Origin of the sequence: Haliea sp. E1-2-M8 (genome assembly GCF_030649675.1) — a bacterium.
In the GTDB taxonomy this organism is placed as follows: Bacteria; Pseudomonadota; Gammaproteobacteria; order Pseudomonadales; family Halieaceae; genus Haliea.
Map to the genome: position 1 here is coordinate 115,304 of NZ_JAUTDR010000012.1, position 13,349 is coordinate 128,652.

The 13,349-nt window shown below is 66.2% G+C and carries 16 protein-coding genes; 3 read left to right on the plus strand and 13 right to left on the minus strand.

The window, feature by feature from the left end; translation table 11 throughout:
* Positions 1-30: 30 nt before the first annotated feature.
* The 3 genes from Q6D67_RS11935 to Q6D67_RS11945 form a co-directional block, all read right to left on the minus strand.
* Positions 31-495: a DUF6586 family protein gene (locus Q6D67_RS11935; RefSeq protein WP_304705837.1), complete on the minus strand. Its 465-nt coding sequence runs from the start codon at positions 493-495 to the stop codon at positions 31-33.
* The gene (gene topA, locus Q6D67_RS11940) at positions 492-3,248 is read right to left on the minus strand and encodes a type I DNA topoisomerase (protein WP_304705838.1); all 2,757 of its coding nucleotides are present in this window, start codon (positions 3,246-3,248) and stop codon (positions 492-494) included. Before topA ends, Q6D67_RS11935 begins: the two co-directional genes overlap by 4 nt.
* Positions 3,249-3,336: 88 nt before the next feature.
* Positions 3,337-3,792: a hypothetical protein gene (locus Q6D67_RS11945; protein WP_304705839.1), complete on the minus strand. Its 456-nt coding sequence runs from the start codon at positions 3,790-3,792 to the stop codon at positions 3,337-3,339.
* Positions 3,793-3,930: 138 nt separating this feature from the next.
* On the opposite strand from Q6D67_RS11945, the gene Q6D67_RS11950 reads away from it, so the two are divergent.
* Positions 3,931-4,380: a universal stress protein gene (locus Q6D67_RS11950; RefSeq protein ID WP_304705840.1), complete on the plus strand. Its 450-nt coding sequence runs from the start codon at positions 3,931-3,933 to the stop codon at positions 4,378-4,380.
* A gap of 54 nt (positions 4,381-4,434) precedes the next feature.
* Here Q6D67_RS11950 and Q6D67_RS11955 read toward each other — a convergent pair whose 3' ends face one another.
* Positions 4,435-4,674 (minus strand): glutaredoxin family protein, encoded by a 240-nt coding sequence (locus tag Q6D67_RS11955; RefSeq protein WP_370551956.1) that lies wholly within the window; start codon positions 4,672-4,674, stop codon positions 4,435-4,437.
* 171 nt (positions 4,675-4,845) lie between these two features.
* Between Q6D67_RS11955 and Q6D67_RS11960 the strand changes: the two genes are divergently transcribed.
* Complete coding sequence (locus tag Q6D67_RS11960; RefSeq protein ID WP_304705841.1) at positions 4,846-5,754, plus strand: IclR family transcriptional regulator; 909 nt, start codon at positions 4,846-4,848, stop codon at positions 5,752-5,754.
* A 4-nt stretch (positions 5,755-5,758) separates the two neighbouring features.
* Positions 5,759-6,538 (plus strand): RNA methyltransferase, encoded by a 780-nt coding sequence (locus tag Q6D67_RS11965; RefSeq protein WP_304705842.1) that lies wholly within the window; start codon positions 5,759-5,761, stop codon positions 6,536-6,538.
* A 51-nt stretch (positions 6,539-6,589) separates the two neighbouring features.
* Here Q6D67_RS11965 and Q6D67_RS11970 read toward each other — a convergent pair whose 3' ends face one another.
* From Q6D67_RS11970 to Q6D67_RS12010, 9 genes are read right to left on the minus strand one after another with little or no spacing between them, the layout of a single operon-like run.
* On the minus strand, positions 6,590-7,765 hold the full coding sequence (locus tag Q6D67_RS11970) for a VWA domain-containing protein (RefSeq protein ID WP_304705843.1): 1,176 nt from the start codon (positions 7,763-7,765) through the stop codon (positions 6,590-6,592).
* 4 nt (positions 7,766-7,769) lie between these two features.
* Positions 7,770-8,615, minus strand: a complete 846-nt coding sequence (locus Q6D67_RS11975; RefSeq protein ID WP_304705844.1) for a MoxR family ATPase — start codon at positions 8,613-8,615, stop codon at positions 7,770-7,772.
* Between the two features lie 60 nt (positions 8,616-8,675).
* Positions 8,676-10,193: a vWA domain-containing protein gene (locus tag Q6D67_RS11980; RefSeq protein ID WP_304705845.1), complete on the minus strand. Its 1,518-nt coding sequence runs from the start codon at positions 10,191-10,193 to the stop codon at positions 8,676-8,678.
* A 14-nt stretch (positions 10,194-10,207) separates the two neighbouring features.
* Positions 10,208-10,558 (minus strand): hypothetical protein, encoded by a 351-nt coding sequence (locus Q6D67_RS11985; RefSeq protein ID WP_304705846.1) that lies wholly within the window; start codon positions 10,556-10,558, stop codon positions 10,208-10,210.
* A complete protein-coding gene (locus tag Q6D67_RS11990) occupies positions 10,558-11,001 on the minus strand; it encodes a YcgN family cysteine cluster protein (RefSeq protein ID WP_304705899.1) in 444 nt (147 codons plus the stop codon). The genes Q6D67_RS11985 and Q6D67_RS11990 overlap by 1 nt, the downstream gene beginning before the upstream one ends.
* Entirely contained in the window at positions 10,994-11,284 is a 291-nt protein-coding gene (locus Q6D67_RS11995) for a YcgL domain-containing protein (RefSeq protein WP_304705847.1), read from the minus strand. The genes Q6D67_RS11990 and Q6D67_RS11995 overlap by 8 nt, the downstream gene beginning before the upstream one ends.
* Positions 11,281-12,393 (minus strand): ribonuclease D, encoded by a 1,113-nt coding sequence (gene rnd, locus Q6D67_RS12000; RefSeq protein ID WP_304705848.1) that lies wholly within the window; start codon positions 12,391-12,393, stop codon positions 11,281-11,283. The genes Q6D67_RS11995 and rnd overlap by 4 nt, the downstream gene beginning before the upstream one ends.
* Before the next feature lie 2 nt (positions 12,394-12,395).
* Positions 12,396-13,004, minus strand: coding sequence for a recombination mediator RecR (recR, locus tag Q6D67_RS12005; protein WP_304705849.1), 609 nt, complete (start codon positions 13,002-13,004; stop codon positions 12,396-12,398).
* A 22-nt stretch (positions 13,005-13,026) separates the two neighbouring features.
* Positions 13,027-13,347 carry a YbaB/EbfC family nucleoid-associated protein gene (locus tag Q6D67_RS12010; RefSeq protein WP_304705850.1) on the minus strand — a complete coding sequence of 107 codons (321 nt, stop codon included), beginning with the start codon at positions 13,345-13,347 and terminating at the stop codon, positions 13,027-13,029.
* Between the last annotated feature and the right edge of the window lie 2 nt (positions 13,348-13,349).

Consider the following 13,349-nt stretch of genomic DNA (forward strand, 5'->3'; position numbering starts at 1 on the left):
TCCACTTTAAAAGGGGTCAGGTCCATTTTGTCAGCACTCGTCCAGAAAGTCGCCCATGCGGGCGAAGGCATCGTCCAGCAGCTGCGCCTGGGCTTGCAGGCTGTCTGGATCCAGCAGGTGGGCCGCAGGGGCCGCCAGGCTGGCAGCGCTGCGCCGGTGCTGTTCTGCCCCCGGCTCCTGTAACAGTTCCGCCAGCCAGCCCTGCTGCTCCAGTTGGGCAAATTCCGCGATTTCCGCCGGCACCGCCTTGCCCGGAGCCACCGGCGGCAGTGCGGTAACGCTGTGGGGCGGTGTGGCCGGAAGCTGGGCCGGCTGCTGCAAGTCCAGCAGGAACCAGCCGTAGGCGTCCAGCAGGTGGCTGCGTACCGCAGGCCCAAAGGCCTGGGCGAGGACGCTGGCGGGGATATCCTCGGCGGCGAGGTCCCGGCGCCAGGCCGCCAGCAGCAGCCTGGCCAGGTACAGCCGGTGGTTGGCCTGGCCGCGGGGTGAGCTCATGACTCCTCGCGTGCGGCCTTGCGTTTCGGGGCCGGCTCTTTGTTCTTGCTCGCGGGTGCCTTCTTCTTGCTCGCGGGCGCCTTCTTTTTGCGCGCGGGGGCTTTCTTCCCCGCGGGTGCACTGGCCTTGCCCTCCTCCGCCTGCCAGGCGCCGCCGCGATACACTGCGCGCCAGCCGGTGGGCTTGCCCTCCGCCTCGGTCATCACATACTGCTCGCCCGCCTTGCGGCTGTAGCGTATCTGGCTGCGATTGCCGTCGGGGTCGGCCACCGGGGCGCTGAACAGGAAAGTGTACTTGGGGTCGATCTCGCTCTTGTGCGGCAACACCTCGTCGACGAACGGCGCCCGGGTCTCGCGATTGCGGGGAAACTGGCTGGCGGCCAGGAACAGGCCCGCGGCGCCGTCGCGCAACACATAGTGGTCCTCGACCTTGTCGCAGGCGAGCTCCGGCATTGGCACCGGGTCCATCTTCGGCGGCGCTGCCTCGCCGCTGCGCAGCAGCTTGCGGGTATTCTTGCAGTCCTCTGCGGTACAGCCGAAATACTTGCCGAAGCGGCCGGTCTTGAGCTGCATCTCGGCGCCGCATTTGTCGCACTCCAGCACCGGACCGTCGTAGCCCTTGATCTTGAACTTGCCCTGCTCCACCTCGTAGCCCGGGCAGTCCGGATTGTTGCCGCAGACGTGTAGCTTGCGCTGCTCGTCGATCAGGTAACTGTCCATGGCGGCGTTGCACAGCTTGCAGCGGTGCTTGCTGCGCAGCAGCCGCGACTCCGCTTCGTCGTCGGCGTCCTCGCGGATGGCCTCATCGCCCGGGGTCAGGTTGATGGTGTTCTTGCAGCGCTCCTTGGGTGGCAGCGCGTAGCCGGAGCAACCGAGGAACACGCCGGTACTGGCGGTGCGGATCTGCATCGGGCGCCCGCACTTGCCGCAGGGGATGTCCGTGGGCGTGGGTTCGTTGGGCTGCATGCCGGCCGGTTCCGGCTCCTCGGCCTTGTCCAGCAGCTGGCGAAAGTCGGCATAGAAGTTGTCCAGCAGCTCGCGCCAGTCCAGCCCACCCTGGGCGACTTCGTCCAGACGCTCCTCCATGCTCGCGGTGAAGCCGTAGTCGAGCAATTCCTGGAAGCTGTTCTGCAGGCGCTCGGTGACGATGTCGCCCATTTTCTCGGCGTAGAAGCGCTTGTTCTCCAGGCGCACATAGCCGCGGTCCTGGATGGTGGAGATGATCGAGGCGTAGGTGGAGGGCCGGCCAATGCCGCGCTTCTCCAGCTCCCGTACCAGGCTGGCTTCGCCGTAGCGCGGTGAGGGCTTGGTGAAGTGCTGCGCCGGATCCAGCGCCTGCAGGGTGAGGCTGTCGCCCTGCTGGATATCCGGCAGGACCTCGTCCTCGCCCTTGCGGCCGCCGGCGCCCTGGACCCGGGTGTAGCCGTCGAAGCGGATGATCCGGCCCTTGGCCGCCAGCTCGTAGTCGCCGGCAGTGACGGTGATGGTGGTGGCGGTATATTCCGCGGGTGTCATCTGGCAGGCCACGAACTGGCGCCAGATCATTTCGTAGAGGCGCTCGGCGTCGCGCTCCATACCCTGCAGGCCCGACTGCAGGACATTGACATCCGACGGACGGATCGCCTCGTGGGCCTCCTGGGCGCCTTCCTTGCTGCTGTAGCGGTTGGGGTGCTCGGGCAGGTAGGGGGCGGGGAAATTGGCGCCGATATATTCGCGGCAGGCAGCCACCGCCTCATTGCTCAGGTTGGTGGAGTCGGTACGCATATAGGTGATGTAGCCGGCCTCGTACAGGCGCTGGGCCATCATCATGGTCTTCTTCACGGTGAACCCGAGGCGGGTGCTGGCGGCCTGCTGCAGGGTCGAGGTGATGAACGGCGCCGGCGCCTTGGAGCGGGTCGGTTTGTCCTCCCGCTGGCTGACTGCGTAGGGCAACTGCTCCAGCTCCGCGGTGGCCGCCCGGGTGGCCGCCTCGTTGTCCGGGCGGAAGGTCTCGCCGCGGTGCTTGCGGACCTGGAAGCGCACGCTGTCCTCGCCCTTCGGCAGCAGGTCGGCGTGGACTTCCCAGTACTCTTCCGGGATAAAGGCGCGGATTTCCCGCTCCCGCTCCACGATCAGCCGCACCGCCACCGACTGCACACGGCCCGCGGACAGCCCCCGGGCGACCTTGGCCCAGAGCAGCGGCGACACCATGTAGCCGACCACCCGGTCGAGGAAGCGCCGGGCCTGCTGGGCATTGACCCGGTTCTGGTCGAGATGCGAGGGGTGCTCGAAGGCTTCGCCGATCGCCTTCTTGGTAATTTCGTTGAACACCACCCGCTGGTAGCGGGAGTCGTCGCCGCCGATCGCTTCGCGCAGGTGCCAGGCGATGGCCTCCCCCTCCCGGTCAAGGTCGGTCGCGAGATAGATGGCATCGCTGCTGGCCGCCAGCTTGCGCAGTTCGGCCACCACCTTTTCCTTGCCGGGCAGGATCTGGTAGGAGGCCTTCCAGCCGTGCTCCGGGTCGATGCCCATGCGCCGCACCAGCTGCTCCCGGGATTTTTTCTTGCGATGTACGGCTTTGTCTTCCGGGGACAACTTGCGGGTAATGGCCGCCTGGGCCGCGCGCTCCTTGGGATCCACCGGCTCGGCGCTGCCGGCGGTGGGCAGGTCGCGAATATGGCCGATGCTGGATTTGACGATAAAATCCGGCCCCAGGTACTTGTTGATGGTTTTCGCCTTGGCAGGCGACTCTACGATGACCAGTGATTTACCCATAAATTCCTGTGTGTCGCTGATGGCGTTTCCCGCGCGGACTGCCAACGGACTGAAAAGGTGGCATATATAAGGGTCCAGCCCGCCCGGGTCAAGGAATCTGTTGCGCCCAGGCCAGCAGAATGTCGCGGATCTCCCCTACGGTAGCCGTATCGCCCTGTTCTTGCCAGTACACCCCGCAACTGCCTTCATCGACGCTGGCGCCGAGGATATCCGCGGCGCCGGCCTGCAGCGGCTCCGGCAGTGGCAGGCGGGGCCCGGCACCGACCGAGCGCCACTCGCCGTCCCGCTGCAGCCAGGCTCCGCGGCGGCTGCCGCGCCCCTTTGACGGCGCCAGCCGGCGCCCATAGTAAATGACGTCCTGCTGCGCCTGGGGCACCCTGCCCGCCGCCGCACCCGGCAGGGAGCGAAACTCGACGAAAAGCCCTCCCAGGGCCGCCGCCTCGCGCAAGGCAGCCTGCCGCCGCTGGCGTTTGCTGGGCAGGAAGTGGGTCAGCGGAGCCAGCGCGACGACAACGATAAAGGCGATCAGCAGGTATTCTGGCAAGGGGGGCCTGACTCAAATCAAAGATGCGGATAAAGTAGGCGGCGGTTGCCGCGGCAGGCTGTCAGTAACACATGGCCTGCACGGCATTGTATGCTATAACAGCACCTGATTTCTCTGGCACGCTGTGGGGGTTTGTAAATGACCAATTACAAGAAACTGATTATCGCCGTCGACCTGAGCGAGGACTCCGCTCCGGTGGCCGACCGGGCGCAAGGGCTGGCGGCCGACTCCGGTGCCGAGCTGCACCTGATCCACGTTATCGAGCCTTTGAGCTTTGCCTACGGCGGTGACATTCCGATGGACTTCTCCGGCATCCAGGACGAAATCCATCAACAGGCGGCCCAGCAACTGACCCGTTTCGGCGAGCAGTACGGTATCCCCCCGGAGCGCCAGCACATCGTGCTCGGCCGGCCGGAAGTGGAAATTCACAGCAAGGCCGAGGAGATCGGCGCCGACCTCATTGTGGTCGGCAGCCACGGCCGCTACGGTCTGGCCCTGTTGATGGGTTCTACCGCCAATGGCGTGCTGCACGGCGCCAGCTGTGACGTGCTGGCAGTGCGGGTCGGCGCCTGCAAGACCAAAAGCTAGCTCCCGCCCCGGTGGCCCGGCGGCCCGGCGCCCCGGTGCCGCGGTGTCAGCGCTTCAGGCCTGCCGCTGTGGCTCAGTTAAAAACGCCGCCAGCTCCGCGGCGCCGAAGGGCCAGCCCAGTTCCGCCCCGTCGCGACGCTTGAGCACCGGAATGCGCAAACCATAGCGCGCAAACAGATCGTCTGAATCGCTGATATCCACCTTGATGAAGTCCCCGGCCAGGCCCTCGCGAGTCGCCTGCTGCAGCAGGGACTCGGCCTGCTCGCAGAGGTGGCAGGCACTGGTCCCGTACAAGATTGGCTGGTCCTGACAAAGCTCTGGCACCGACGCGCTCCCTGTTGTTTAATGCCCATCGCGTGTGATCACCGGCGGGACCCATGGCATTGCGGTCGTTACCGACCGGAGGTTATGATCAAGCGGTACAGTATTCTGAACCGCATAATAGCAAAGCCTGGAGTACCTGACGTGGCACTGTTTTCCCAACCGACCGCCCGCGCCCTGGCCATTCTCGACCTGTTGATGGCCAACCCGCAGCAGGCCTTCGGCCTGACCGAGATGACCCGGCGCCTGAACCTGAACAAGGCCACCTGCCACGCCATCCTCACCACCATGTCCAATTATGGCTTCCTGGTCCAGCACCCGAAAACCAAGGCCTATCGCCTGGGACCCTCCATTATAGCCGCGGGCAACGCCGCCTTTGCACAGTTTCCGGTGCTGGAGTACGCGCGGCCGGAGTTGGAGAGCCTGAACAGCGACCTGAGCCTGGGCTTCGCGGTCACCGCCCGCTCCAAGCTGCACCAGGTGTTGCTGGCCCTGTACGGCAACGCCACGCCGCTGATGGACTCCTTCCAGCTCGGCCTGCGCCTGCCCAACACAGCGCCAATCGCCGCCTGTTTTACCGCCTTTTCCCCGGCCAAGCAGCTTGAAGCCTGGCTGACCCGGGCGCACGAATCCCGCGGTGGCTACAACGAGCGCCTGGACCAGAAGCTGCGGGTCTCGGTGATCGCCATTCGCGCCCGGGGTTTCGAGGTCACCCTGAAGACCAGGGCCGAGGAAGAGCTGACCCGGGAGCTCACCCGCATCCACCAGTCCTGGAGCCTGGAGGAGCTGGAGGAAGCGACCAACAAATATCAGCAGGATGCCTGCCTCGAGCACTACCACCTGGACCGGATCGATCCCAAGGCACGCTACGATGTCAGCACCATCGCGGTGCCGGTGTTCGTCTACCGCCAGGTACCGGTGATGTGTTTTGTCGCCGGCTCCATGGCCGCACCGATTACCGGGGCCCAGATCGAGGACATCGCCGGGCGCATGAAGCAGTCCGCGGACAAGGTCACCCGGCTCGCCAGCGGCCACGAACACAGCGGCGTCTGAACACTTGACCACCGGCAGCGACTACGCCGCGCGCAAGGCGTTCTTTGACCGCGTGCTCACCGTCTACGGGCGCAAGCCGGTACTGGAAGCCCTGCTCGATCCCGCCCTCAGCATTCACGCCCTGCACATTGCCGACAGCAACCGCGACGGCGGCGTGCTGGCAGAAATCCTGCGGGCAGCACAGCGGCGCGGGGTTGAACCCCGCTACCACGCCCGGGCGGAGCTGGCGCGAATCTCGCGCAACGGGCGCCAGGACCAGGGCGTGGCGGCGGATATCCTCTGCCCCGCCTTCCAGCGTCTGGAGGACTACCTGGGGAACCTGCCGGCGGCGCCGACCCAGCGGCTGCTGGCCCTGGACGGCATCACCAACCCGCAGAACCTGGGCATGATCATCCGCTCCGCCGCCGCCGGGCAGATCGATGGCATTGTGTTGGCGAAGCGCGGCAACGCGGCGCTGGGGCCGCTGGTGATCAAGGCCAGTGCCGGCACCGTGTACCGCGCGCCGCTGCTGGCCTGTGAGGAGCTGCCCGGAGCGCTGGGCGCCTGCAAGAGCGCGGGGTTCAGCATCTGCAGCCTGCGCGCGGACGCCGCCGAGAGCCTGTTCGGCCACCGGCCGGGCGGGCACTGCGTCTACGTGCTGGGCAATGAAACCGAGGGTGTGTCCGCCGCCACCGACGCCCTGGCCGACCTGGCCCTGGCGATTCCCATGCGCAACGGGGTGGAGTCGCTCAACGTGGCGGTAACCGCCAGCCTGATCGCCTTCGCCGGCTCGTTGGCCAGCTAGATTTTCGACGCTTGCAGCGGAACGGGCTTGCGGCCTGCGCGCCTTCACCGGCTACTTTGACAAATAGCCCATCGCCTCTTCCAGGCCGCGCAGGGTCAGCGGATACATGTGCCCTTCCACCAGCTTGTGGGTCATGGCGGTGGACTGGGTGTACTCCCACTCCTCCTGCGGCACCGGGTTGATCCAGATCACTTTCTCGTAGGTCTGGCGCAGACGCCGCATCCACACCTCGCCAGACTCCTCGTTCCAGTGCTCCACCGAGCCGCCGGGCTGGGCGATCTCATAGGGGGACATGGCCGCGTCGCCGACGAAGATCACCTTGTAGTCGTGGCTGTATTTGTGCATCACGTCCAGCAGCGGCATACGCTCGTTGTGCCGGCGCACGTTGTTGCGCCACACGCTCTCGTAGATGAAGTTGTGGAAGTAGAAATACTCCATGTGCTTGAACTCGGTGCGCGCCGCCGAGAACAGCTCCTGGCAGACGCGCACGTGCGGGTCCATGGAACCGCCGACGTCGAAGAACAGCAGCACCTTCACCGCGTTGTGCCGCTCGGGCACCATCTTGATGTCCAGAAGGCCCGCGTTGCGGGCGGTGGAGCGGATGGTGTCGTCCAGGTCCAGTTCGTCGGCGGCGCCGGTGCGGGCGAACTTGCGCAGCCGCCGCAGGGCCACCTTGATGTTGCGGGTGCCCAGTTCCACGCTGTCATCGAGGTTGCGGAATTCCCGCTTGTCCCAGACCTTCACCGCCTTGCGATTGCCGCCGTTGGGGCCGACCCGGATACCCTCGGGGTGGTAGCCCTGCTGGCCGAAGGGTGAGGTGCCGCCGGTGCCGATCCACTTGCTGCCGCCCTGGTGGCGCTCCTTCTGCTCCTCCAGGCGTTTCTTGAACTCCTCGATCAGCTTTTCCAGCCCACCCAGGGATTCGATCTTTTTCCGGTCCTCTTCGGAGAGCTGTTTCATGAACTCCGCACGCAGCCAATCGTCGGGGATCATCGCCTCGATCACATCGTCCAGCGCTTCCAGATCCTTGAAATGCAGGCCGAAGGCGCGGTCGAAGCGGTCGAAGTACTTCTCGTCCTTCACCAGGCAGGTGCGGCTGAAATAGTAGAACTCGTCGATGGAGCCGAAGGCGACGTGCTCTTTCATGCCCGCCAGCAGGTCCAGCAGCTCCCGGGTGGTGACCGGAATGCCGGCGTCACGCAGGCCGTGGAAAAAATTGACCAGCATGGGGCTAGCGGGTTTCCCGGCGGTGCATGAAGGCCAGCCGCTCCAGCAGGTGCACGTCCTGCTCGTTCTTCAACAGGGCGCCGTACAGGGGCGGGATGGCCTTGCTGGCGTCGCGGTTCTTCAGTACCTCGTCGGGGATGTCGTCGGCCAGGATCAGCTTCAGCCAGTCGATCAGCTCCGAGGTGGAGGGCTTCTTCTTCAACCCGGGAATCGAGCGCAAGTCGAAGAACACCTCCATCGCTTCCTGTACCAGGGCCTGGGCAATGCCCGGGTGGTGCACGTCGATGATCTTGCGCATGGTCTCGCGATCGGGGAAGTTGATGAAGTGGAAGAAGCAGCGCCGCAGGAAGGCGTCCGGCAGCTCCTTCTCGTTGTTGCTGGTGATGATGATGATCGGGCGCTGTTTCGCCTTGATGGTCTCGCCGGTTTCGTAGACGAAGAACTCCATCCGGTCCAGTTCCACCAGCAGGTCGTTGGGAAACTCGATGTCCGCCTTGTCCACCTCGTCGATCAGCAGCACCACCTGCTCCTCGGAATCGAAGGCCTCCCACAGCTTGCCCTTCTTGATGTAGTTGGCAATGTCCTGGACCTTGGCGTCGCCGAGCTGGGAGTCGCGCAGGCGGGAGACGGCGTCGTACTCGTACAGGCCCTGCTGGGCCTTGGTGGTGGACTTGATGTGCCACTGGATCAGGCGCTTGCCCAGGCCCAGGGCCACTTCTTCCGCGAGCATGGTCTTGCCGGTGCCGGGCTCGCCCTTGATCAGCAGCGGCCGCTGCAGGGTCACGGCGGCGTTGACCGCCATGCGCAGGTCGTCCGTGGCAACGTAGCGTTCTGTTCCCTCAAATTTCATAGTCAGTCCATCAGCAGGCAAAAAGAAAGCGGCCAAGGGTAGCGATGGCCGCCGCGCGAATCAAGGCGCTTTGTCGTGATCTGCGTCCGCGTCCGCGTGCATGCCACTCACCGCGGGGTCGGCGGGCGTGTCCCGGTTCTGCTCGAAGCGGCGCTGCCAGATCGCCAGCTTGCGTTGGCGGCGGCGCCAGTACACGACCGCGCCGATGATGATCGCAAGCAGCAGGATTGCCGCCAGGCTCAGGGCCGGGCCCTTGAGGTCTTCCTCGGGAATCTCTGGCGGCCGGGTGCTGATGGTGGGCGCGGCGCTGGGCGCGATCACCTCCACATACAGCGGCAGTTCCCGATCCAGGGTCTCGCCCTTCAGCTCCACCAGCAGCTGATAGCGGCCACTCTCTTCGAAGGCCGGAATGGTCACCCGGTACTCGCCGGTGGCGGGCAGCGGATAGCTGCCGGTGACATCAATGGTCTCGCTGAAGTCCTCCGGGCCGGTAATCAGCACGCTGATCTCGAAGAGCTGCATCACCTCCTCGCTGTTGATCACCTCGCCGCTGTCGCGCAGGCGGATCCCCAGCTCGGTGACCCGGCCTGCGGGCAGGCTGTTGGGCAGCGGGTCGACTTCCAGTTGCAGGTCCGAAATTACCGACACCCGGCTGCTGGCGCCGTCCGGCACCGCCAGGGTCCAGGCGCCCCGCTCCGGGCTGTCTACTGTCACCAGTGCGAACTGGCCGCTGCGGAACCACTCGACGCCGTCGCGCGCCTCATCCGGGTGGTACTCGCTGCCGCCGGGGCTGGTGAGGGTGACATCAGCGGCGGGCTCGTCAAAGAACACCAGGGCGGTGAACTCCTCGACACTTTCGTCGATCAGGAAAATGTTGCCCACCACCGGCACCCGCGCCGACGGTGCCACCATTTCCAGGGACTGGACAAAGATACCGGTCAGTTCCCCGGCGTTCTGCGCTTTCTCCGCAATGCCCGCGGTGCTGTCCGCCAGCGCCCGCAGAAAGGTCCAGTCGGCTTCATCCGACAGCGCGATGGTGTGCACCGGAATCCCGGTGGCGCCCAGGTCGGGGGCGGTCTCCGCCAGCAGCTCCCGCGCTGCGGCGGCGTTGGCCATGGGCGAGGGCGATACGTCCACCTTGCCGTCGGTCAACAGCACGATGCTGGTGCGGTAGTCGGAGCTCAGGCTGCCCAGGTCGTAGGTCGCCGCGGCCAGTGCTGCGGGAATGTTGGTGCGCTGGCCCGAGTTGTCGATCCGCGCCACCGCCTCCAGGGCCTGCTCCCGCCAGGCCGTATTGACCGTGGCGTGGGGCACGATCTGCTCGACCTCTTCGCCGAAGATCCAGACCCCGGCGCGGGCACCCTCCGGCAACAGGCGCACGATCAGTTCCAGGGCCGGGCCGCGCAGGTTGTCGGGGTCCGACTCCTTCATGCTGCCGGAGATGTCGATCAGCAGCCGCAGGTCCGGTTGCGGACCCAGCGGTGCCTGGGCGTGGAGCCTGGCGGCGGGCAGCAGAACCGCCAGCAGCAACAGTCCCACAGCGAACAGAACGGGTAATCTCGTGCTCATCTTGAGCATGGTGAATCCTCCTTTCAGGGCCCAGTGGCGACCCGGGGTTTGCGCAGGAAAGTGATACGCAGCAGCAGTGTCAGTACCAGGGCCAACACCAGCGCAGCGACGAGGGGCCGCAGGGCGTGCTGGGCAGCCTCCGGCCCGACCGTGAGCAGCTGGAAGGCGGCGACAACCAGCGCCGGCGCCAGGGTGTCGGCCCCTGCATAAGGATAGGCCGGAGTGAGCAGTAGGGCCAGCCCGGTCAGCAGCAGCAGCCAGCGCCAGAGCGGCCGCCAGCTGCGCCGCAGCCAATAGAACATGGCGCCGAGCGCCAACAGCGCCGAGCCGGCGTAGACCGCCAGTGCGACCAGATAGCTCTGATCCTGCAGCATCAATTGTCCTCCTCGACCCAGTGTACTATGTGTTCCTCATGGCTGTCGGGGTGCACATGGTCTTCCGACAGGGCGCGCCCGCGCACGGATATGCCGGCGCGGTGCACCGAGTCCGGGTCCCCGGACACCAGCGGGTGCCACTCCCGCAGGGGCTCCCCACGGGCCCGCAGGCGGTAGGCGCAGGTGGTGGGCAGCCACTCCAGGGCCTCGAAGTTGTCGGGGGTCAGAGTGACGCAGTCCGCGACCAGTGCACTGCGGCGGGGGTACTGGGTGCAGCGGCAGCTGTCCGTATCCAGATAGCGGCAGCTGACCCGGGTGTAGAACACCTCGCCGCTGTCCTCGTCCTGCAGCTTGTGCAGGCAGCAGCGGCCGCAGCCGTCGCACAGCGCTTCCCACTGCGCGTCGGTCAGCGCCGCCAGCGGTTGCTGCCACCAGTCAATCATCGGCGCGATTCTGGGCACGCTCACCCTCGCGCCGCAGCAGTTCCGCGTCGGTGGGCGGCATCTGCAGGAAAAAGCCCTGGCTGTCGATTTTTGCCAGCACCTCCGCAGCCTGGACCCGGGCCAGCTTGCGGCTGGCATCCAGCGCCAGCACCATCACCGGGTGTGGCTCGCCGAACTGGGCCAGCAGAGTTTCCGGCACCTGCAGCAGGCCATCTGCCTTGTCCACGTACAGGTACATTTCCGGCTTGCGCGGGCTGCGGAAAATCTGGCAGATGCGCCTCACACCGCCTGCTCCAGAGCCTGGCGCAGGGGCGCAATGACCCGCTCCGCGCGCCAGCCGCTCCAGGCGGGAGGATCGGGCAGCTCCTCGCCCAACTGCTGGCGCAGCAGGGTCTCATAGTCCTTCGCCTGCAACAGCGCCTCAGGCGCCACGCCCAGTTGCGCGGCGATTTTTTTCGCCCGGCTCTTGAGTGCCTGCAGCTGCTTGCGTTGCGGCGCCTCCAGCGGCTGCGGCAGGCGCGGCGGCAGCTCGGACTCCGGCCGCTCCCGCTGCGCCGCCAGCAGGGCCAGCAGGGTCTCGCCGTCGCGGCGTAGGCTGCCTGCGCTGAGGCAGGCGCTGCGCTCGATCGCCGCAGGGCTATCCGGGTCCGCCTCGGCCAGCACCAGGCAGGCGTTGTCGTCGATCACCCAGCCCCGGGGCTTGTTGCGCTTGCGCGCGGTTTCCTCGCGCCAGGCACAGAGGGCGTAGAGGCGCGCGGTGGCGCGCCGGTCCAGCTTCCAGCCCGACTTGATCCGTTGGGCAAAGTTGGGGTTTTCGGTGCGAAACGCCGCGAGGGCGTCGGCGCCGTCGGCCAGCACCCAGTCCAGTTTGCTCTGCTCCACGCACATGTTCTGCAGCTTGCGCCACACCGGCAGCAGGTGGGCCACGTCCTGGGCGGCATATTCGCACTGGGATTCAGTCAGCGGGCGCTGCAGCCAGTCCGAGCGGGTCTCGCCCTTGGGCAGGTCAACCCCCTCAAAGTCCAGCACCAGGGCGCGGTAGCCCATGCCGAAGCCGTGGTTGACCAGGGCGGCGGCGCGCTGGGTGTCGAACAGCGGCTCCGGCAATACGCCCAGCCAGCGGTCGAACACCTCGAGGTCCTCGCTGGCGGAGTGCAGCACTTTTACTGTGCGCGGATCCTGCAGCAGCGCCCGCAGCGGCGTCAGGTCGGTCAGCGGCAGCGGGTCCACCAGCCAGGCCTTGTCACCGAAGCAGAGCTGCACCAGCGCCACCTCGGGGTAAAACGTGTTCGTGCGCATGAATTCGGTGTCCACCGCCACCGCCTCGGCACCTGCATGCTCGGCCAGCAGGGCCGCCAGGGCGTCGTCGCTAGCAATCAGTTTCCATTCCACGCTCAGGACTCCTGTGCCATCTGCCGGCGACCCGTGAACGCGTGGGCCAGGGTGTTACCGTCGACGTATTCCAGTTCCCCGCCGAGGGGTACTCCGTGAGCGATGCGCGACACGCGGACCCCCCGCGGCAGCAGCATGTCCGACAGGTAGTAGGCGGTGGCCTCGCCCTCCACCGTGGGATTGGTGGCCAGGATCACCTCGGTGATGCCCTCTTCCACCACCCGGGCCTGGAAGCGGTCGAGGCCGATTTCCTTCGGTCCGATACCGTCGATCGGCGACAGGTGCCCCATAAGAACAAAGTACAGGCCGCGGTAGCTGCCGCTCTGCTCCACCGCCAGCACATCGCCGGGGGTTTCCAACACGCAGATGGTGTGATGGTCCCGGCGCGGATCGCCGCAGATTTCGCAGACCTCCAGCTCGGTGAAATTGCGGCAGCGGCTGCAGTGGTCGACCCGGTCCACCGCGGTCTGCAGTGCATCGGCCAGGGCCAGGGCGCCATCGCGGTCGCGTTCCAGCAGGTGCAGGGTCATGCGCTGGGCGGACTTGGGGCCGACGCCGGGCAGGCAGCGCAGGGCGTCCATCAGGTTACTGAGGGCGGGGCTGAATTTCATGCTGTTCCTGCAATGAAAGAGGTCAGAAGGGCATCTTGAAGCCGGGGGGCAGGTTCATGCCCGAGGCCAGCCCGGCCGTGGCCTCCTTGTTGTGGGCCTCGACCTTGCGCACCGCGTCGTTGACCGCGGCCGCCAGCAAATCCTCGAGCACCTCTTTCGGCTCGCTGAGCACACTGTCGTCGATGTGTACGCGCTTGACGTCGTGGCGACCGGTCATGGTCACGGTTACCAGGCCCGCGGCGGCCTCGCCGTTAACCTCGGCCTTGGCCAGTTCCTCTTGTGCTTGCTGCATGTCGGCCTGCATTTTCTGGGCCTGCTGCATCAGGTCGTTGATGCCTTTCATGT